Origin of the sequence: Ectobacillus funiculus, from assembly GCF_004138295.1 — a bacterium.
Taxonomy (GTDB): Bacteria; Bacillota; Bacilli; order Bacillales; family Bacillaceae_G; genus Ectobacillus; species Ectobacillus funiculus.
This window is the reverse complement of sequence record NZ_SCFM01000049.1, coordinates 1-20,577: the sequence shown is the minus strand read 5'-3', so window position 1 is coordinate 20,577 and position 20,577 is coordinate 1. Positions and strand designations below refer to the sequence as shown.

Sequence of the window (20,577 nt, the reverse complement as noted above, 5' to 3'; positions counted from 1 at the left end):
TGTGTTAACTCGTCAAGACTTGGCTGCGTTAGAGGGTGCGGCAGAAAACACATATGACAAAGTATCTAAAGGTGCATATGTGGTTTCACCAAGCAAGAAAGCAACAGCAGATGCGATTCTAATTGCAACAGGCTCTGAAGTAAATCTAGCAGTGGAAGCACAAGCTGCACTAGCAAAAGAAGGTATTGATGCATCTGTTGTAAGCATGCCATCTTTTGATTTGTTCGAAGCACAATCAAAAGAATATAAAGAGTCAGTTCTTCCAAGAGCGGTAACAAAACGTCTTGCAATCGAGATGGGATCTACACTTGGCTGGCACCGTTATGTAGGCTTAGATGGTGACGTAGTAGGTATCGATACGTTCGGAGCTTCTGCACCAGGCGAAAAGATTATGGAAGAGTATGGCTTCACAGTAGAAAATGTTGTCGCAAAAGTAAAAGAGCTATTGTAAAAGTATACAAATCTAAAAAAGATAATGGAGGAATCTAAGATGGTTGAAAAAAGTTACACAATAATCGACGAGGCAGGAATTCACGCTCGCCCTTCAACAGCATTAGTCAAGGCGGTTACGCCATTTACATCTGAAGTGACTCTTGAGTACAAAGAGAAACAAGTAAACCTAAAATCAATTATGGGAGTTATGTCACTGGGGATTCCAACTGGAGCCATTGTGAAGGTGATTGCAAAAGGTGATGATGCATTACAAGTAATTGAAAAACTTGACGAAGTAATGCAACAAGAAGGCCTTGCTAAATAAGGAAAACAGATTGACCTGACATATATTTTAGAAGAGCAGAAGATGGGATGTAAGCCAAAAGTAACTTTAAAAAAGTATAAAAGTAAGGGGTTATTAAAATAATGTCTACAACAATTAAAGGAATTGCAGCTTCTCCGGGGATTTCCATTGCTAAGGCATTCCGTTTGGAGAATCCTGAGCTTACAGTGGAAAGGAAATCGGTGACGGATACAGAAGCAGAAGTATTACGCTTTGAAAAGGCGGTTACACAATCTGAAGCAGAGCTGGAAGTCATCAAGGAGAATGCTCGCAGGGACCTTGGGGAAGATAAAGCAGACATTTTTGCTGCTCATCTCCTTGTATTAAATGATCCGGAACTTATTAATCCGATTAAAGGTAAGATTACATCTGAACAAGTAAATGCTGAATTCGCTTTAAACGAAGTTGCAACAATGTTCGTTTCAATGTTTGAGGCCATGGAAAATGAATATATGAAGGAACGCGCGGCTGATATCCGCGATGTGACAAAGCGTGTACTTGCTCACCTCTTAGGAGTAACCATCGTCAATCCAAGTACGATTTCAGAAGAGGTAGTAATTATTGCAGAAGACTTAACTCCTTCTGACACTGCTCAATTAAATCGTCAATATGTAAAAGGTTTTACAACAGATATCGGCGGTCGCACTTCGCATTCAGCGATTATGGCTCGTTCACTGGAAATCCCAGCAGTTGTTGGAACTAAAACAGTTATGGCCGACATTGAAAATGGTGCGTTAGTCATTGTAGATGGTTTGGATGGACAAATTATTGTTAATCCAACAGAAGATGTCGTGAAGCAATATGAAGCTAAAAAAACTGCTTACGAAGCGCAAAAAGCGGAGTGGGCCAAGCTTGTCAATGAAAAAACAGTATCGGCTGATGGCTATCACGTAGAATTGGCAGCCAACATTGGGTCTCCTGATGATATGAAAGGTGTACTCGAAAACGGCGGTGAAGGTGTAGGGTTATACCGTACTGAATTTTTATACATGGGACGTGATACACTTCCAACTGAAGAAGAACAATTCGATGCATACAAAACAGTATTGGAACGTATGGAAGGAAAGTCAGTTGTTGTTCGTACACTTGATATTGGCGGTGACAAGGAACTCCCATACTTAGACCTTCCAAAGGAAATGAATCCATTCTTAGGATTCCGTGCTATCCGCCTATGCTTAGAAATGCAAGATATGTTCCGTACACAGCTTCGTGCTCTATTACGTGCTAGTGTATATGGAAATTTAAAAATCATGTTCCCGATGATTGCAACTCTGGCTGAGTTTCGACAAGCAAAGGCTATTCTAATAGAAGAAAAAGAGAGACTTCAGATTGAAGGTGTTGCTGTTTCTAGTAACATTGAAGTCGGGATGATGGTAGAAATTCCATCTTCTGCAGTTATAGCAGATCTTTTTGCCAAAGAAGTCGATTTCTTCTCAATTGGAACAAATGATTTAATTCAGTACACATTAGCAGCTGACCGTATGAATGAACGTGTTTCTTATCTTTACCAGCCATATAATCCGGCTATTCTTCGCTTGATAAAAAATGTCATTGATGCTGCTCACAAAGAAGGGAAATGGGCAGGTATGTGTGGAGAAATGGCAGGAGATGAAGTAGCAATACCAATTTTACTCGGACTTGGCTTGGATGAATTTAGTATGAGTGCTACTTCCATTTTACAGGCAAGAAGCAATATTCTTCGATTATCAAAAGCAGAAATAAAGGAAAGAGTTGAACAAATTTTAAATATGGAAACGGCTGAGGAAGTAGAGAGATTTATAAAAGCCACCTTTCTAGAACAGAAAGATGTACTAGTTTAAGTGCAGGATTGCTTACTACTTTTCTAGTTAAATCATTTGGATCTGCTATTTCTCACAAAAAATGGAGGCAATTTATCATGAAATTTTTTATAGATACTGCAAATCTTGAAGATATTAAAAAGGCATATAGCATCGGTGTTTTAGCTGGCGTTACAACAAATCCTTCTTTAGTTGCTAAAGAAGGAGTTAAATTCGAAGATCGCATTGCAGAAATCTGCCAAGCTGTGCCACGTGTAGAGTCTGTTTCAGCTGAAGTAACTCCAGATGCAATTACAGCCGATGAAATGATTGCGCAAGCTGAAGAGCTTATCAAAATTAACGGCGGGGATGAGAAGGTTACAATTAAACTTCCTATGACGTTAGCGGGTTTAGAGGCTTGCCGTTATCTTGCAGATAAAGGTGTTAAAACAAACGTTACCCTTATCTTTACAGTGAACCAAGCGTTATTGGCAGCTCGTGCAGGTGCAACGTATGTATCTCCGTTCTTAGGCCGCTTGGATGACATTTCTGAGGATGGCGTACAATTAGTAGCAAAAGTAGCAGAGTTATTCCGTGTTCATAATTTTGATACGCAAATCATTGCAGCGTCTGTTCGCCATCCAGATCATGTTACTCGTGTAGCAATGGCAGGTGCCCATATTGCAACGATTCCGTATACAGTCATTGAGCAAATTTCTAAGCACCCACTAACGGATCAAGGCATAGCAAAATTCATTGCTGATTGGGAAAAAGTTCCTAAAAACTAGGTTTGACTAAAATAAAATTCCTTAAACTATAAAAACGAGTATTAGTGTGTGATAAATTCTTAAAAATTTTAGATAGAGCCATACTTATAAATAGGTTGGCTCTTCTTTTTTAATTCAGAACAAATATATTAATAGTTTGTACTTATAGAAAGGTAGAACAAACTTGAATCAGAAGGAAATTGTTTACGTAGTTTCGGACTCAGTTGGAGAAACAGCTGAGTTAATCGTAAAGGCAGTTGCAGCTCAGTTTAATGGGGACTATGTTGAAATCCAGCATTATTCCTATGTACAGCAGATCGAAGATATTGAGAATGTTATTGCTCTCTCAAAGCAAAGTAGCTCTATCATTGTCTATACAATCGTAATTCCGTTTTTAAAGAAATATCTTGACCAAAGGGCACGGGAAGAAGGAATCGTTGTAATTGATTTAATAAACCCGCTTATGGAAGCATTTGTTCAAAAATTTAAAACGGACCCCAAGTGTGAGCCTGGATTAATGAGGAAATTAGATGCTAACTATTTCCGAAGAGTGAAAGCAATTGAATTCGCAGTAAAATACGATGATGGACGGGAACCTCAAGGGTTAAAACGTGCAGATATTGTATTAATCGGAATTTCTAGAACATCAAAGACACCGCTTTCTATCTATTTGGCTCATAAAGGACTGAATGTGGCAAATATACCTTTGGTACCAGAAATAGCACCTCCTGCTGAACTTTTTGAAATTGGAAGAAATACCTGTGTCGGCTTAGTGATATCGCCAGATAAACTGAATGAAATACGTCGGGAGCGTTTGAAAAGTTTAGGATTAACCGCTCAAGCAAGTTATGCAAATTTAGATCGGATTCTTGAAGAGCTAGACTATGCTGAGAAGATTATGAAACGCTTAGGTTGTCCGGTCATTGATGTTTCCAATAAAGCAGTGGAAGAGACGGCTGATTTAATATTAGCAATGTTGAAAAAGAGGAAAGTGGGAGTTTGATGAGTAAATTCGTGTATATGTTCGATGAGGGAAACAGTGAAATGAAGGAGCTTTTAGGGGGGAAGGGAGCTAATTTAGCAGAAATGACGCGAATTGGCTTGCCTGTTCCTTATGGTTTTACCATTTCAACAGAGGTTTGTAATTCCTATTATGATATGGGGAAATCTATTCCTACAGAGATAGAATTTCAAATATTAGATGCTCTTCATAGACTCGAAGAAAAAACAGGTAAAAAGTTTGGAGACCCAGTGAATCCTCTGCTTGTTTCTGTACGATCCGGTGCTGTATTTTCGATGCCGGGAATGATGGATACAGTGTTAAACCTTGGAATGAATGATGAAACTGTGAAGGGAATGGCCAAGCTTACAAATAATCCACGTTTTGCCTATGACTCTTACCGCAGGTTTATTCAAATGTTTAGTGATGTTGTATTGGAGATAGATGGGTTTTATTTCGAGCAGTTTTTAGAAGAAATAAGAGAACAAAAGGGATATTCTTCAGATCCTGAAATGACTGCAGATGATTGGCAAGAAGTGATTAAAGGATATAAAGATATTGTGAAAAAGCATGCTAGAAAGGATTTTCCCCAAAATCCAAAAGAGCAGCTATTCCTTTCTGTTCATGCTGTGTTTGATTCGTGGAATAATCAACGTGCGATTGTATATCGCCGTCTGCAAAGAATTCCGGGGCATCTTGGTACAGCAGTGAACATTCAAAGCATGGTCTTTGGAAATATGGGGAACGACTCCGGTACCGGAGTTGCCTTTACACGTAATCCATCTTCCGGGGAACGTAAGCTGTATGGTGAATACTTAATAAATGCTCAGGGAGAGGATGTTGTAGCGGGTATTCGCACTCCTAAACCAATTTCTACTCTTCAGGACGAGATGCCAGAAGTATATGAGCAGTTTGTTGAGACTTATCAGCTTCTTGAAGGGCATTATCGTGATATGCAGGACATTGAGTTCACTGTGGAGCGCGGTAAACTCTTTATTCTCCAAACCCGCGCTGGCAAAAGAACAGCTCAAGCAGCAATTAGAATTGCAGTTGAATTAGTAGAAGAACAAGTTATTAGTAAGAAAGAAGCACTCCTTCGTGTAGACCCGGATCAGCTTAATCAGCTGCTCCATCGTCGAATCGATGATTCATATGAACGAAAACCATTAGCTAAAGGTCTGCCAGCATCTCCCGGAGCAGCAACAGGCCAAGTGGTATTTGATGCAGATGAAGCAGAACTATTAGCGAAAGAAGGAAAACAGGTTATCCTTGTTCGCCCAGAAACTACACCTGATGATATTCATGGAATGGTTGCAGCTCAAGCAACTGTCACTAGTCGTGGGGGGATGACAAGCCATGCGGCAGTTGTAGCCAGGGGCATGGGAAAAGCTTGTATTTGTGGCTGTGAATTATTAAAAATTGATTTAAAAACAAAGCAGTTTAAAGTAGGAGACGTGGTTGTTGTAAATCAAGGCGATATGATTACGGTTGACGGTTCAACAGGTGAAATCATGTTAGGTGAGATTCCAATGATCGAGCCGCAGCTTTCGGACGAATTTCAGCTGCTGCTTACTTGGGCAGATGAAGAGAGAGAACTCGGTGTCAGGGCAAATGCAGATAATCCAGAAGATGCTAAAAAAGCGCTGGAGTTTGGGGCGGCTGGAATTGGATTATGCCGTACAGAGCATATGTTTATGGATGCAACTCGGATTCCTATTGTTCAGGAGATGATACTTGCCGAAACGTATGGAGAGCGGGAAGCTGCACTCAAAAAGTTGCTGCCAATGCAACAAGGAGATTTTGAAGGAATCTTTGAAGCGATGTGGGGAAACCCTGTAACGATTCGTCTGCTAGATCCTCCTCTGCACGAGTTTTTACCGGATAAGGAAGAACTGCTTGTTGAAGTAACAAAACTTCAGATGTCAGACTCAGACTCTGATGAACTGAAGGAAAAAGAGCAGCTTTTAAGAAAAGTTCGTCAGTTGCATGAATTTAATCCAATGCTAGGCCACCGAGGCTGCCGATTAGGAATGATTCACCCTGAAATTTATGTGATGCAGGCAAAAGCCATCTTTTATGCAATTGCAAATGTGAAAGAAAAAGGAATAGAGGTAAAGCCAGAGATTATGATTCCTTTGGTTGGTCATGTGAATGAGTTGAAAGAAATGCGTGAATTGGTAATGAAAGCTAGTTTGCAAGTTGCAGCGGAAACTGGGCAGCAATACGATTACTCCATTGGTACTATGATTGAGATTCCCCGAGCAGCTTTAACAGCCGATCAAATTGCGCGAGAGGCGGACTTTTTCTCATTCGGGACGAATGATCTAACCCAAACTACGTTTGGATATAGTCGTGATGACGCAGAGGGTAAATTCCTTCAAAGTTATATTGAAAGTAAAGTTCTTCCGGAAAATCCATTTGCCATCCTTGATCAAGAGGGAGTAGGAAAACTAGTGGAAATGGGTGTAAAACTTGGCAGACAAACAAAGCCAGGATTAAAAACGGGAATTTGCGGGGAGCATGGCGGAGAAAAAAGCTCGATTCAATTCTGCTATGATGCAGGATTGGATTATGTAAGCTGCTCGCCATACCGAGTCCCGCTTGCACGTCTTGCAGCCGCTCAAGCTACCATTAAAAATAAACAAGAACAGGAAACAAATGAGCTTCAAGCACAAATATAAAAGAAACATTTTAGCAACTAGGTAGGAAGAATATAAACCACATAAAGGAGAAGGACAAAGTGACTATTTCTTTTGATTACTCAAATACATTACCATTTATGCAACAAAAGGAGTTAGAGGGTTTACAAGAATTTGTAAAGGTAGCTCACAATATGCTTCATGAGGAAAAAGGAAGATTATCCAAATACCTCGGCTGGGTGGATTTACCGACTAACTATGATAAAGATGAATTCTCAAGAATTAAACAGGCTGCTGAAAGAATTCGCAACAATTCTGATGCTTTAATTGTTATTGGAATTGGAGGATCTTACTTAGGTGCAAGAGCTGCGATTGAAGCATTATCTCATACATTCCATAATCAAATGAACAACACAACTCAAGTGTATTTTGCGGGTCAAAATATTAGCTCCACTTATATTTCTCATTTACTAGAGCTTTTAGAAGGAAAGGACATCTCTATCAATGTTATTTCCAAATCTGGTACTACAACAGAACCTGCTATTGCTTTCCGTATCTTCCGCGATTACTTGGAGAAAAAATATGGGAAGGAGGAAGCTAGAAAGCGTATTTATGCTACCACTGACAAAGAAAAAGGGGCATTAAAAAAACTTGCAGATGAAGAGGGATATGAAACCTTTGTTATACCTGATAATGTAGGTGGAAGATATTCTATTTTGACTGCCGTAGGACTTCTTCCGATTGCTGCAGCTGGGCTTGATATTGAGCAAATGATGGAGGGAGCCGCTACTGCCGCCCGTAAATACAATAATTCTGACCTTTTCACAAACGAAAGTTATCAGTATGCAGCTGTGAGAAATGCTCTTTATTCTAAAGGAAAGTCTATTGAGCTGTTTGTGAACTATGAGCCTTCCCTTCATTACGTATCCGAGTGGTGGAAGCAATTATTTGGGGAGAGTGAAGGAAAGGATCAAAAAGGGCTTTTTCCTGCTTCAGTTGATTTTACAACGGATTTGCACTCCATGGGGCAGTATGTGCAGGAGGGGCAACGTAATTTAATTGAGACAGCATTACAGGTTAAGAAGTCTAAAATTGAAATAACAATCCAAGAAGATCTAGCTGATACTGATAGTTTAAACTTTCTAGTAGGAAAAACAATGGATGAGGTCAATAAAAAAGCCTTCCAAGGCACGGTGTTGGCGCACGTAGATGGTGGAGTGCCAAATATGGTTGTAGAATTAGACGAATTAAATGAATTTGGATTTGGTGAAATGGTTTACTTCTTTGAAAAGGCTTGTGCAATCAGTGGACTCCTGTTGGGAGTCAATCCGTTTGATCAACCAGGTGTTGAAGCGTACAAGCAGAATATGTTTGCCTTACTTGGTAAACCAGGTTTTGAAGCAAGAAGGGCTGACTTGATGGAGCAACTATCTAAATAACATTGTATTAAAAAAGTGACAGTCTTAAATCTTACTAAATAAAACTTTACAGACTAACTATATTGCAGGAGTCTTCCTAATGGAAGGCTTCTTGCTTTATACGATAAAAGGGAGCACTAGCATAAACAATTCCCGTTCTACTCTATTTCAGCCCCTTATGTTATAGAGAGTAGCAATGACATTCTCATTAATAGAAATATTGAATCAAAATGAAAAACTTACGTTTGGTTTAATGCTGTTTTAAGAGGAGATAATGAAAAATTGTAATTGATAAAAGCACGCCCCTCCTAGGAAGGAGATAAATGATGAAAAAAAAATGGATGGTACTATTAGTTATATCAGTCTTTCTAGCCACTGTAGCAGGAACTATAACCAAGTTCCTTAGAAAAGACAATAGACCTAGAGTGGTTGTTGTTTTACAAGATAAAAACTTACAATATTGGAATATTGTTCGAGCAGGGGCAGAAAAAGGATTTCAAGAGTTTGATATAAAGGGCAAGGTTGTCATACCCAGCAGCAAATCAAAAAAAGATGCATTAGTGTATACACTAGAAAATATTCTTAATGAACATCCAGATGTATTAGTAGTAGCCCCTAACGGATCACCTGCTGTCACGACTATCTTAAAGAAATTTGTTAAAAATAAGATTCCTGTATTATTAATAGATGCGGATATTCCTTTGGAACATAAAACGGCTTATATTGGCACCAATAACTTTGATTTAGGAAAAAAGGCAGGAGAATTACTAGCTTCACAGCTGCAGCCTGGGGATGAAGTAGCCATTCCCTTCCTTGTTGAAGACTTAACACACCCAATTCTCAGTGAACGGATGAAAGGAGCTACACTTAGTTTAGAAGCTGCAGGGATCAAAGTTGTAACAGAGCAAGATCAATCTTCATCCATTAAACAACTAATGACAACGATTTTGCAGAAACATCCTAATGTAAAAGGTGTGTATACGACAACTGACTTACGTGCACTGGAAGCTTTAGCAGTCATTGAGGAGCATGGGCTTAAAATGCCAGTCATAGGAGCAGATGGCATTAATGAAATGCTTGAGTTAATAAAGGATGGAGTGCTAACTGATGCAGTAGCACAGAACCCTTATGATATAGGATATATAAGCGTTGAAACTGCATTAAAGGTTATAAAGGGGGAACAAGTTAAAAGAAACACTGATACAGGAGTAGATATTATCAGTAAAGATAATGCAAAACTGAAATTGGACTTTATGAGAGAATTGTTGAAATGAAGTTTCACTATTCATTATCATGAAATGAGAATCCGCAATAATGACACCTCTTCTTGTGATTGTTTGGCTGTACTTACATTCTACAAGAAAGGTGTTCTTTTTGTACTTCTTATGATTTTCTTCTGAATAGTTAACACACCCGAGGGAATATCTAAAATAGGGAACAGGAAAAAATAAGGCGATGATATTGTAAGTAGATTTTTTGTATATCATCTTATTTATAATAAATTAGCCCAAAACCTAAAGGGTGAGGTTTAATGGAAAGAATTACTGATTATCAATTGTTTACTATGACATTTTTATATCAACTAGGAACTACCATCATATATGGTTTCGGGTCAGCTGCTGGTCGGGATGCATGGGTTGCTGCCTTATGTTCAAGCTTTTTAGGAACTGTAGTTGTTATGATGTATATCGCATTAATGCGTATGAATCCCGGATTAACACTTATTGAATGGTTCCCGGCACAACTCGGACGTTGGATAGGAATACCGCTTTCATTGTTATATCCACTTTCATTCGTATATGACGCAGGACGAATTATAGGTGACCTAAGAGATTTAGTCCCGACCACACTTTTACCGAATACCCCTCCCTTAGTATTTAATGGGCTCTTCATGCTTATCATCACGTATGCTTTATTCCTAGGCATCGAGAGTCTTGGACGAATGGGAGAAACTTTGTTTACTCTAATTTTAGTATTGTTCTCAATTGAAGTCATATTACTTTTTAGTTCAAAAGTGATGCATCTAGACTATCTATTGCCTATATTAGAACATGGATGGAGTTCAATTTGGAAGGTTGTATACCCAAGCGGAATAACACAAACATATGGGGAAACAATCGCATTCGCGATGATTTGGACGCATACAAAGAACCCTGAAAGGATTATGAAGGTTACCATTTTAGCAGCTCTATTCTCTGGCATGATTCTTTCACTCTCATTAGTATTAGCCATTACGATTTTTGATGAAGACCTATTCAAAAGCAGTATTTATCCGCTGTACTCCTTGCTTGGAGTGGTAAATGTAGGTACTTTCATCAATAACTTAAGCCCTTTTGGTGTAATCTACTTTACAACAACGGCATTTTTTAAAACGTATATCAAAATATTCGCAGCCATAAAAGCAATTCAACAGTTATTACGCCTACAGGATTATCGTGTGCTCATCTTGCCTGCGGTTGTTATTGTCGTGTGTATAAGTATGACAGTTTCAAAAAATGTCTCCGAGCATATATTCTATCTTGCTCTAAAGATTAACGCTCCTTATGTATGGGTACCGTTATTTCTCATTTTACCAGGTATCCTATTGCTCATAGCATGGATTCGACAGAGGTTAGAAAAAAGAGAAAAGAGCAGTACTTAAAAAAGAAAAAACGTCCTTTATAATGGATCCGTACAAAATACCTGTACTTTCATCTTAAAGGATGTTTTTTAGTGTAGATACTATACAAGGTGAGTGCTACTTTTTTGCATTGTAGGAAGGTGTAAATTTCCAGCTGGAAGTTATTCGACGTAGTCAGAAATTTTAGGAATACAGTGTAAGTGCAACTATGCTTCTGTCTTCACCTAACGGCTCGCCAATCAGCGAGTTTTCTTTATTCTGTTTCCCCTACGCTTGTACTCTTGGATGCTCCTGTCAACCCAATGAAGCGAATTGCTATGTTAACATCGACTGAAACGTCTACTTTAGTAAATTCCTGTTTCCATTCACTTTTTATCTGTTTCCAATGAGCTGGATATTTGCGATAAATTGCACCTCCAAACCCGAAAATATCTGCCTTATATTTTTTTTGTAACTTTTTAATCAAGCGAAGAATACTTCTTTCAAATTGTTCCTCTACATCCTTTTCCACTATGTTTACCTTATTTTTTTGTGTGAGGTCAAATGTTGTACGGTTCTGTTTCACTTCCCCATCACCGGTCAGTGTAATATGTACTTTTACCTTATTCCCCTGTATGGTCGGCCGAATGTTACTTTGCAGGTTCCTTATTTCTAAGCCAACTTCGCCGTCCCCTTGTGGAATAAATACTGTTCTGTCGCGGTAGGATAGTTTTTTTGTTATCCACATTTGGTCTTTTGCTTCCTCAGGGTTTAAGAATCCAACTAATTTTAGATTTTCATTAAAAATAGCACTCCCTGCAAATTTTATGTTGCTCTGAGATAGTTCTTGGTTTCCTTTCAGAGAAGAGGAATCCAGTGTCCATGCTGGTACGCTGGAACTATTTGAAACATTCGTACTCGTCACTACCAAGTTCAAAAAAGTAGCATTCGCTTCTGTACCAAGTTGCTTGTGTATTTTTAGCGATGCCTGAGAGGAGCTAGATTCAAGAGGATAGGACATTTTCAATACATCTACACCTTGTTTCCCTTTTACAACAGAGATATCTGTTCGTATCCCAGCTTCCGGGTCCCGTATAATCATATCTAAGATATCCTTTATACCGCGTTTCGCAAGACGCTCCCCAATATAGATAGACTGCCGCTGATTTTTAAATATGTGCCGAGAGAGCTTGTTTTGCAGATTTTGTCTTGCTTCATAGACACTTTTTCCATCCGCTGTTGCTATAAAGGTACTACCCTCACCTCCGCCACCTCCCTTTTCCCCTGTAGATATCTTAGAGGGGATAAGAAACTGGCCACTTACTTGATAGGATCCATTTTTTTTCACATCCCAGCTCAACCCAAGAACAATAGCCTGCTCATTTAACTCTTTACCATCCCAACACCCAGTCATAGCCAATAGAGACAAGAAAAAAATTATAAAAATGAAGGGTTTTTTCATTATTTTTACCACTTCCCTTATCTTTCCGGATCTGGTTTTTGCCCTTTTGGAACTCGTACGATATCTTTTCCAGCTATCAACCTAGGGAGAACTTGCAACATCCAACGGGGCGCTCGCCAAAGTGTATCTTTCACTCCTCTCCCAACATGTGGACTCAGCGGACTGAGATAGGGAACACCAAATGAACGAAGACTAGTCAGATGCAATAAAATTGTCAAAAAACCCATAGCGACCCCGAATAGCCCTAAAGTTCCTGCTAAAATCAGCAAAGGAAAACGAAGAAGGCGATAAGCTAATCCTAAGTTATAGCGTGGAATTGCAAACGAGGCAATACCTGTTCCTGATACGACAATGACAACTGAAGCTGAGACGATTCCTGCACTGACCGCGGCTTGTCCGATAACCAAGGCCCCCACGATACTTACCGCTGAGCCTACCGGCTTTGGTAGACGAACACCCGCCTCTCGGAGAGCTTCAAAGGTAATTTCCATCAAAAAAGCTTCGACTGCTGTTGGAAACGGACTTGTTTCACGAGCAGCAGCAAAACTTATAAGTAAGCTTTGCGGCATCATCTCTGGATGAAATACTGTAATAGCTACATAGAGAGAAGGCAAGAACAATGCCGCATTAAAGAGAAGAAAACGAATCCATCGAATCATCGTCATATACATAAATCGTTCATAGTAATCCTCAGCCGCTTGCAGGCCTGCATAAAAGGTAAAAGGGACTAGAAGAACGAAAGGAGTTCCATCGGTAAGGATAGCCACTTTCCCTTCAAGCAGATTTGCAGCCACAACATCGGGCCGTTCTGTGTTTTGAATGGTAGGAAAGGGGGAAAACGGTGCATCTTCAATAAATTCTTCAATATAACCGGATTCTAGAACACCATCAATCTGAATACGCTTTACCCTTTTACGCACCTCATCAAGAACAGATTCATTCACAATTCCTTCAATATAAGTAATAACAACGTCTGTTTGAGTGATCTCACCGATGCGCAGAGGTTCCATTTTCAAACGTGGACTTTTTATTTTTCTCCGCAACAGACTTGTGTTTGTGCGAAGTGCTTCCGTAAAGCCTTCCCTTGGTCCACGAATCGCTGGTTCTGAACTTGGTTCCTCAATGCTTCTTGCGGCCCAGCCTTTTAGGTCCGCAAGTAAAACATTATTTTCACTTTTAGCCAAGATAGCAATGTTTCCGCTTACGATCCCTTGAACTGCTTCCTTCACTGTAGAAACCATGGTTGTTTGCGCAATCGCAATCAGTTGATCTTTAACTATTTGTCCAAGTTGGGTAATATCCCCTAACCCTTGGGGCATCCCTTGAAACATTATTGGTTTTAAAACGACTTCATCTAGTATTTTCGAATCAATTAAACCATCGACATAAATTAACAGGAGGTGTGCTTGTTCATGAATTTGAATCGGACGAAAAACGACATCTGAACAATGGTGAAAAATATCTCTAAATAATTTTTCATTTTCTGTAAGATCAGTACTCACCTTTAGAGTTGAAGGTAACATATTGGAATCTTCTAATTTCTGTACCCTGTTTTGACGTAACAATGTAGTTCGTCTTCGCCTCCGAAACCTAATCATAACTATCCCCCTATGGTAAAGATGCTTCCTATCAGTAGCTGCTCGTACATCGATTTGTTCATACATTTTACCTTAATTGGATTTTTTATTCGTAAAGGGAGATAAAGTGACCGATGTGTCAGAAGACCTTTAGCCTGTTTGACAATGGTGGATTGAGTACCCTCGTAATGAGAAGATATTTTCAGTTACAATGTAGGCTTGCTCATTGAGGAGGACTCTACGGCATAGATGAACTTTTGAATTCTACCCTTGTGCAACTTCCTTGGTATATCATCAGGGTGACTGTGCTTATCGTTCAGGAAAAAAAGGAAAATGCATTGGTATTAATGCATGATATCCTGAAAATCTTTATTTTTGAGGGGAAGATTTGATTTTAGTACTTGTTTGCTAAAGGAGAAAAAATTCTCGGTAGGGGTATTCAAGATTTTACTGATAAATGGAATGGCTATTTGAGGGATAATCCAAAAGAAACAGGTTGTTTAGTGATGAGAGATTGTAACGAGATAGACTTGAAATCAGGAAGGTTTCTTGATAAAAAACACAGTTGATGTGATGCTTTCTTTAAGACATATTGAACAAGCGCCCAAAAACTCCTACCATTATAAGGAATTAGCTAAAGGATTATTCAGAACTTCCTAATCTGGTTTTGCGGGGTGAGCCTTTGAGTATTAAACTGGGGCTACAAAACAAATATGTGAACTGTCATCTGGCCAAGGGATTACTTCCATTTTTTAAACCTCAAATAGGATGAGGAGTAAGCTAATACCATAAAAAATTAAATATATACATTTGGGACTTTAAATTGGAGCTCGAATGGTTGCTGTTTTATACTCTCGGTGTCTTTAACTATAGAGAAAAATAGGAATCCTTTTCTTTATGTTAAAGGCACCGCATGGTATCAATTTTTAATGTTTTTGTACCGAATCCTTACTTTTTGTACTGTTTAATAATTTTATATGACTGGTTTAAATAACGAATAAGCCGATAGGGTTTGCTAATAACACGAATTGGCATTTTTGCTAAAAATTCATCTAAACCTTGTTTATACTCTTCTGTAATTCGTGATGGCTTTGTTGAGATTCGATCGTACACTTCCTTATAAAGTTCTTTCATAATGTCAACTTTAAATTCTATTGTATTGTGGCACTCTTCACATTCGATATGCTTCATTTTTTCATTAATATAAGTAATAACGTGCGGGGTGTTATTGTTACAGTGTATACAATATAGTTGAGCCTCCATTTCAGAACTTTTCATATTACTGTCCTCCCTACATCTACTCTGAATTCCGACCTGATTTAATTTTAACAAATTAAGTTAATGTTTTTACAATCATTTGCATGTTTTGTGTTATTTATCTTGCCTCTGTAGGTAATCAACAAGACCCATTGCACAAATATCTATATCAACCTGCAGAGCCTTGTATGCTTTCGCATCTTCTGGAACGCCGCGCTCTGTTAAATATGCTCGAACCGTAGTAAATAATCTATTAGAAACTGCGGACGCCACGCTCGCGGGGTCTGTTTCATGTGAAAACACATCTTGTGCTGCAGAAAGAAAAACTGGCAGCCATGTTTCCATGTGTTCGTACACTTCCTGTGGATTAGCAGATTTACCGTAGTGTCCGAAATAGATAAAATCAGGATTTAACTGTCGTATGCGGTACATAGAATGCAGCATTTCCTCTGGGTCGAACTGAGAAGGAGAAGTTGTGGGAAGATAAAGTCCCACATTATATTGCTGTAAATCACGGTAGTATACACCGATTGTATCGCCTGTAAACATACCATTTGTAAGAGAGTCATGAATGCTTATATGGTGCTTCGCATGTCCTGGTGCGTCGTAAAAGGTTAGTGTCCGATCAGCACTGATGTGCAGGGTATAACCATCCTGAACAGAAATTACACGTTCTTCTGGGACGGGAACAATTGGGTGAAATAACTCATCAAATTGATTTCCGTATACAGCCTGCGCTCCCTTGATTAGCTTAGCAGGATCAATCATATGACGGGCACCCCGTGGATGGACGATCAACTTTGCGTGTTTGCACTGCTCCATAAGTAGTCCAGCCGCTCCTGCATGATCGAGATGAACATGGGTGACAATGATATAAGCAACTTGATCTGGCTTGATATCTAATTCTTTCAAACCCTGTAAAATATAAGGAAGAGAAGGGCTTGCGCACGTTTCGATAATCGTGATTTGCTCATCAAGCAAAATATACGTACCTGTGCGTTCTTCGAGCTTCAAATCAAAATCATCAATTAAAAACAAACGTTCTCCAAGCTTTTCTACTTGTTTCATACAATACCTCTTTTTGTGATTGTTTGGTCATACTTACTTTTTAAAAGAAAGGTGTGCGCTTTTATAAAAAAGCACTTTCAGTTTGTAGCTATTCAAGAAATTTTCATGATTTTAGATAAACGTATAGATAAAATTTTCTCCTGTTGATCTTTTAAAGAAAGGGTTTGTTCTGCTAAATTAAGTCCTTGCACATGCCCTGTACATTTATATAGTGTACCTTCTTTATAATAGTTAATGGTAACCAATTTATTTTTTATTAGACTTCTTAAAAACATAATACTTCCCCCAATATGATCAATGCTAAATAATATGTGTTTCAACATGAGTTTAAAAACCAATTAAAGTAAACGTTTGCAATATTTTGTGGACTTTTGATTAAATTTCGAAATTTGTTAAAACATGAATAAATGATTGAGACAGTATAGAGTCGCTCATTAATGTAGGGAGTAAAAACCAGATTTTTATTGCTTGGTTTTTATCCCTACATCAATTTTTTGTTTCTATAATTTTCTATTATCATTTTCGTTTCTGTTGCATTTATGTTGGAAACTCTAAGTAACATGACAGTTTTACTTTAATAGTCCTACTAGTTCTAATCCATGAACAAGCCCGTTATCATCAACATCTTTTGTAACATATTTTGCAACTTTCTTTACTAAATCAGGCGCATTTCCCATCGCCACACTATTTCCAACAAATTGGAGCATTTCAATATCGTTTAAATTATCTCCAAACGCATAGACTTGTTCCTTTGTATAACCTAGCTTTTCAATAAATCTTGCGATACCTTGAGCCTTAGATCCACCGAAGGGGAGTACATCCATTGAAAATTGATGCCAACGGATGAAGTTTAAATCATGAAAATTCTCTCCATATGCTGCTTCATGTTCATCTGTACAAAACAGAAGAGCCTGATAAATTTCTCTATCTATGAAGTAGTAAGGATCACGCTCCGGATGCTCAAAACCTAATGTTGTAATACTTTTTTCAATATGCGGATGATACACGATATTTGCTTTCATTGTATCGCTTCCCATATAGACAAGAGGATGATTGTATTGGGATGCGAAGTTCTTTAAAGCATGCAGCGATTTTCTATTTAGAGGGTTTTTATAAATAACCTCCCCGCGTAGTACTACATACTGTCCATTAAAGCTAATAAAAGAATCAATTTCTAACTCTTCTCTTAGCTCCTTAAAGAGATAAGGAGCACGTCCTGTTGCAATTGCCACCTCGTGTCCATTCTCTTTTAGTGCCTGAATTGCCTGTTTAGCTGAAGATGGTAACTGTTTATTGTGATCAAGGAGTGTACCATCTATATCAAAAAAAATCATTTCTGGTTTCATAATCTCAACTCAATTCATTTTAATTTTCAGAAAAATAGTCATTAACATTTTTTCTTGATGTGAACATATGTTAATTAAATTAAATCGGGAATGTAATGAATTGTCAATACCAATCTATGTAAAAAGATTATTGAGTAAGTTTTTTGATCTATGCTTTTAGTTAATACATTTATGATGGTACTAGTTTCTTAGATAAAGATTATATTCTTAAAAATTAAAGTAATAGTACTAAGTATTGATTGTAACCTAGTTTTTATATGCTCCCTTAGCCCTAATTATTTTCAATTCATAATAAGTAGTTAGTAAATTTTCATCCTAACTAGGTGATAAAAGCTCTTTAAAATATTTTATCCTCTTGACTAAAGTTAAAAATAATTCTATGATTTAACAAAAGTAACTGCATGTTACAAATGTTAAGAAAGCGATTTCGAAACATGTTATTCGTTGGTCAAAAGGTATTAATAGCATGAGGAGGAAGAATGGAAATGGGCACAATTCTATGTCAAGTTTGTGGAGGAGCAATCGAACAATTTGAAGATGAAAAGGTAACAGTGCTTTATGGATATTGCTGCTCGAATTGTGAGAAAGAAAATAAAGAGTGTAAGTCTGCTTGCTAGATATCGACTTGTAGGATGATCTGTTTTTTCATCCTGAACCTGGTCCATAAGTATGATTTATTTTATGAAGGATAGTTATGATGTTATGGAAACATGAGGGGTGCACGGAAGCGCTTACTTTATCTCGTCGATATGTTAATCCGGAAAAAGTAAGATAAATGTGAAGTATCGATGATTCCTAAGGAATGGTTTCGCTGGTAATAGCGCTTGTTGTTCTACTTCGGTAAGAGCTATGTCCGTCATTTTCAAGATAAGAACTTAATAAAAGAAAAAATTCATGAAATATTTTTACCTCTTGACTAATTGCAAAAATGATCTTATGATTTTCACAAAGGTAACTGACAGTTACAAATGTTAAAAGGGGGAGCAAACATGTTGAATACACTACAATTACCTTCTCATATAAAAGAGGAGAAACTGGTAAGTCTTTATAAAGAAATGTGGCTTATTCGGTATTTTGATGAAAAGGTAGACCAATTTTTTGCTAAAGGGATGATTCATGGAACTACTCACCTTTGTGTGGGGCAAGAAGCATCAGCAGCTGGATCTATTGCAGTTCTTCAACCAATCGACAAAATTCTAAGTACTCACCGTGGTCATGGTCACTGTATTTCCAAAGAAGGTGACGTAAACAAAATGATGGCTGAGCTATTTGGTAAAGTAACAGGTTATTGTAAAGGAAAAGGCGGCTCCATGCACATTGCGGATGTCGAAAAAGGGAATCTTGGAGCTAACGGAATTGTAGGGGGAGGAATCCCACTTGCTGTAGGCGCTGCGTTAACGTCTAAGATGAAAAATCAAGGATATGTAGTATTATGCTTCTTTGGGGATGGAGCTTCCAATGAAGGTAGTTTCCATGAAGCTTTAAACTTAGCCGCTATTTGGGATTTACCGGTTGTGTTCATTTGTGAGAATAATCAGTATGGAATGTCTGGCCCTGTAAAAGATATGACTCGAGTTCAAAATATTGCAGATCGTGCAATCGCTTACGGTATGCCTGGCAAGGTAGTAGACGGAAACGATATGATTGAAATTATGAATACAGTACACGAAGCAGTTGAGAATGCTCGTCAAGGAAACGGTCCAGCTTTAATCGAGATGAAAACATACCGTTGGAAAGGTCATTCAAAAAGTGATGCGAAGAAATATCGTACACGTGAAGAAGAGGCAGAATGGAAACAAAAAGATGGTATTAAAAGATTTAAGGAAGTACTAATAGAAGCAAATATTTTAACAGAAGAGGATGCAAAGAAGTTGCAGCAAGAAGCGAAACAAGCAATTGAAGATGCAGTAAAATTCGCTGAAAATAGCCCAGAACCACCACTATCAAGTCTATTAGAAGATGTATATGCCTAAACTTGGGAGGGATTAAAATGAGAACGATTACGTATTTAGAAGCAGTTAGAGAAGCGATGAGTCAAGAGATGCGTCAAAACGAAGACGTATTTATTCTAGGAGAAGATATTGGAGTATACGGCGGTGCATTCGGTGTAACACGCGGAATGATTGAGGAATTTGGTCCTGAGCGAGTTCGTAACACACCTATTTCTGAAGCAGCTATTGCAGGGGGAGCTGTTGGAGCGGCCCTTACTGGTATGCGACCAATTCTGGAATTACAGTTTTCTGATTTTATTACAATTGCTATGGATCAGTTAGTGAACCAAGCGGCTAAAACACGTTATATGTTTGGTGGTAAAGGTAAGGTTCCAATGGTAGTAAGAACACCAGCGGGATCTGGTACAGGAGCAGCTGCACAGCACACTCAAAGTTTAGAAGCTTGGATGGCTCATATTCCTGGTTTAAAGGTAGTGCAACCATCAACTGCTTATGATGCGAAGGGTCTATTGAAAGCAGCTATGGACGATGATAATCCGGTTATTTTTTATGAGCATAAATTGCTATACAAAACAGAGGGTGAGGTACCAGAAGAACAGTACTCCATCCCATTAGGAAAAGCAGATATTAAGCGAAAAGGTAAAGACGTTACCATTGTTGCTACAGCTATCATGGTGCATAAAGCGTTGGAAGCGGCAGCAGAGCTTGAGAAGGAAGGCATCGATGTAGAAATCGTCGACCCTCGTACGCTAGTTCCATTAGATGAAGAAACAATTATAGAGTCAGTAAAGAAAACAGGTCGTCTTATTGTAGTACATGAAGCAGTTAAGCGTGGCGGTTTTGGCGGTGAAATTGCTAGTATGATTGCTGAAAGTGAAGCATTTGACTATTTAGATGCCCCTATTAAACGATTAGGTGGATTAGCAGTGCCAATTCCTT

Annotated in this window: 18 protein-coding genes; 12 read left to right on the top strand and 6 right to left on the bottom strand. The window is 38.4% G+C overall.

Annotated features, from left to right (window positions below; translation table 11 throughout):
• From EP737_RS21355 to EP737_RS21315, 9 genes are all read left to right on the top strand, one after another.
• A partial coding sequence (locus tag EP737_RS21355; protein ID WP_281278915.1) for a transketolase-like TK C-terminal-containing protein occupies positions 1–451 on the top strand: 451 nt, incomplete at its 5' end.
• Positions 452–490: 39 nt separating this feature from the next.
• Complete coding sequence (locus EP737_RS21350) at positions 491–757, top strand: phosphocarrier protein HPr (RefSeq protein WP_129730791.1); 267 nt, start codon at positions 491–493, stop codon at positions 755–757.
• A gap of 101 nt (positions 758–858) precedes the next feature.
• Positions 859–2,595, top strand: coding sequence for a phosphoenolpyruvate--protein phosphotransferase (gene ptsP / locus EP737_RS21345; protein ID WP_129730789.1), 1,737 nt, complete (start codon positions 859–861; stop codon positions 2,593–2,595).
• Between the two features lie 77 nt (positions 2,596–2,672).
• Entirely contained in the window at positions 2,673–3,341 is a 669-nt protein-coding gene (gene fsa / locus EP737_RS21340; RefSeq protein ID WP_129730787.1) for a fructose-6-phosphate aldolase, read from the top strand.
• Between the two features lie 163 nt (positions 3,342–3,504).
• Positions 3,505–4,323, top strand: a complete 819-nt coding sequence (locus EP737_RS21335; protein ID WP_129730785.1) for a pyruvate, water dikinase regulatory protein — start codon at positions 3,505–3,507, stop codon at positions 4,321–4,323.
• Positions 4,323–7,001, top strand: coding sequence for a pyruvate, phosphate dikinase (gene ppdK, locus EP737_RS21330; RefSeq protein WP_129730783.1), 2,679 nt, complete (start codon positions 4,323–4,325; stop codon positions 6,999–7,001). Before EP737_RS21335 ends, ppdK begins: the two co-directional genes overlap by 1 nt.
• 59 nt (positions 7,002–7,060) lie before the next feature.
• Positions 7,061–8,398, top strand: a complete 1,338-nt coding sequence (locus EP737_RS21325) for a glucose-6-phosphate isomerase (protein WP_129730781.1) — start codon at positions 7,061–7,063, stop codon at positions 8,396–8,398.
• A 305-nt stretch (positions 8,399–8,703) separates the two neighbouring features.
• Positions 8,704–9,651, top strand: a complete 948-nt coding sequence (locus EP737_RS21320; RefSeq protein WP_205650997.1) for a sugar ABC transporter substrate-binding protein — start codon at positions 8,704–8,706, stop codon at positions 9,649–9,651.
• 257 nt (positions 9,652–9,908) lie between these two features.
• Positions 9,909–11,018 carry a GerAB/ArcD/ProY family transporter gene (locus tag EP737_RS21315; protein ID WP_129730777.1) on the top strand — a complete coding sequence of 370 codons (1,110 nt, stop codon included), beginning with the start codon at positions 9,909–9,911 and terminating at the stop codon, positions 11,016–11,018.
• A gap of 232 nt (positions 11,019–11,250) precedes the next feature.
• Here EP737_RS21315 and EP737_RS21310 read toward each other — a convergent pair whose 3' ends face one another.
• The 6 genes from EP737_RS21310 to EP737_RS21285 all read right to left on the bottom strand — a co-directional run bounded on the left by EP737_RS21310 (position 11,251) and on the right by EP737_RS21285 (position 17,686).
• Entirely contained in the window at positions 11,251–12,438 is a 1,188-nt protein-coding gene (locus tag EP737_RS21310; RefSeq protein ID WP_129730775.1) for a Ger(x)C family spore germination protein, read from the bottom strand.
• Positions 12,439–12,455: 17 nt separating this feature from the next.
• Positions 12,456–14,036: a spore germination protein gene (locus EP737_RS21305; protein WP_129730773.1), complete on the bottom strand. Its 1,581-nt coding sequence runs from the start codon at positions 14,034–14,036 to the stop codon at positions 12,456–12,458.
• Positions 14,037–14,963: 927 nt separating this feature from the next.
• The gene (locus EP737_RS21300; protein WP_129730771.1) at positions 14,964–15,293 is read right to left on the bottom strand and encodes a bh protein; all 330 of its coding nucleotides are present in this window, start codon (positions 15,291–15,293) and stop codon (positions 14,964–14,966) included.
• 93 nt (positions 15,294–15,386) lie between these two features.
• Positions 15,387–16,340, bottom strand: coding sequence for an MBL fold metallo-hydrolase (locus tag EP737_RS21295; RefSeq protein WP_129730769.1), 954 nt, complete (start codon positions 16,338–16,340; stop codon positions 15,387–15,389).
• A gap of 92 nt (positions 16,341–16,432) precedes the next feature.
• Complete coding sequence (locus EP737_RS21290; protein WP_129730767.1) at positions 16,433–16,615, bottom strand: YolD-like family protein; 183 nt, start codon at positions 16,613–16,615, stop codon at positions 16,433–16,435.
• A gap of 294 nt (positions 16,616–16,909) precedes the next feature.
• The gene (locus EP737_RS21285) at positions 16,910–17,686 is read right to left on the bottom strand and encodes a Cof-type HAD-IIB family hydrolase (RefSeq protein ID WP_129730765.1); all 777 of its coding nucleotides are present in this window, start codon (positions 17,684–17,686) and stop codon (positions 16,910–16,912) included.
• Between the two features lie 485 nt (positions 17,687–18,171).
• Here EP737_RS21285 and EP737_RS21280 point away from each other — a divergent pair, with 485 nt between their 5' ends.
• The 3 genes from EP737_RS21280 to EP737_RS21270 form a co-directional block, all read left to right on the top strand.
• Positions 18,172–18,303 carry a GapA-binding peptide SR1P gene (locus EP737_RS21280; RefSeq protein ID WP_129730763.1) on the top strand — a complete coding sequence of 44 codons (132 nt, stop codon included), beginning with the start codon at positions 18,172–18,174 and terminating at the stop codon, positions 18,301–18,303.
• 372 nt (positions 18,304–18,675) lie between these two features.
• The gene (pdhA, locus tag EP737_RS21275; protein WP_129730762.1) at positions 18,676–19,659 is read left to right on the top strand and encodes a pyruvate dehydrogenase (acetyl-transferring) E1 component subunit alpha; all 984 of its coding nucleotides are present in this window, start codon (positions 18,676–18,678) and stop codon (positions 19,657–19,659) included.
• Positions 19,660–19,676: 17 nt separating this feature from the next.
• On the top strand, positions 19,677–20,577 hold a 901-nt coding region (locus EP737_RS21270; protein WP_165350882.1), incomplete at its 3' end, for an alpha-ketoacid dehydrogenase subunit beta.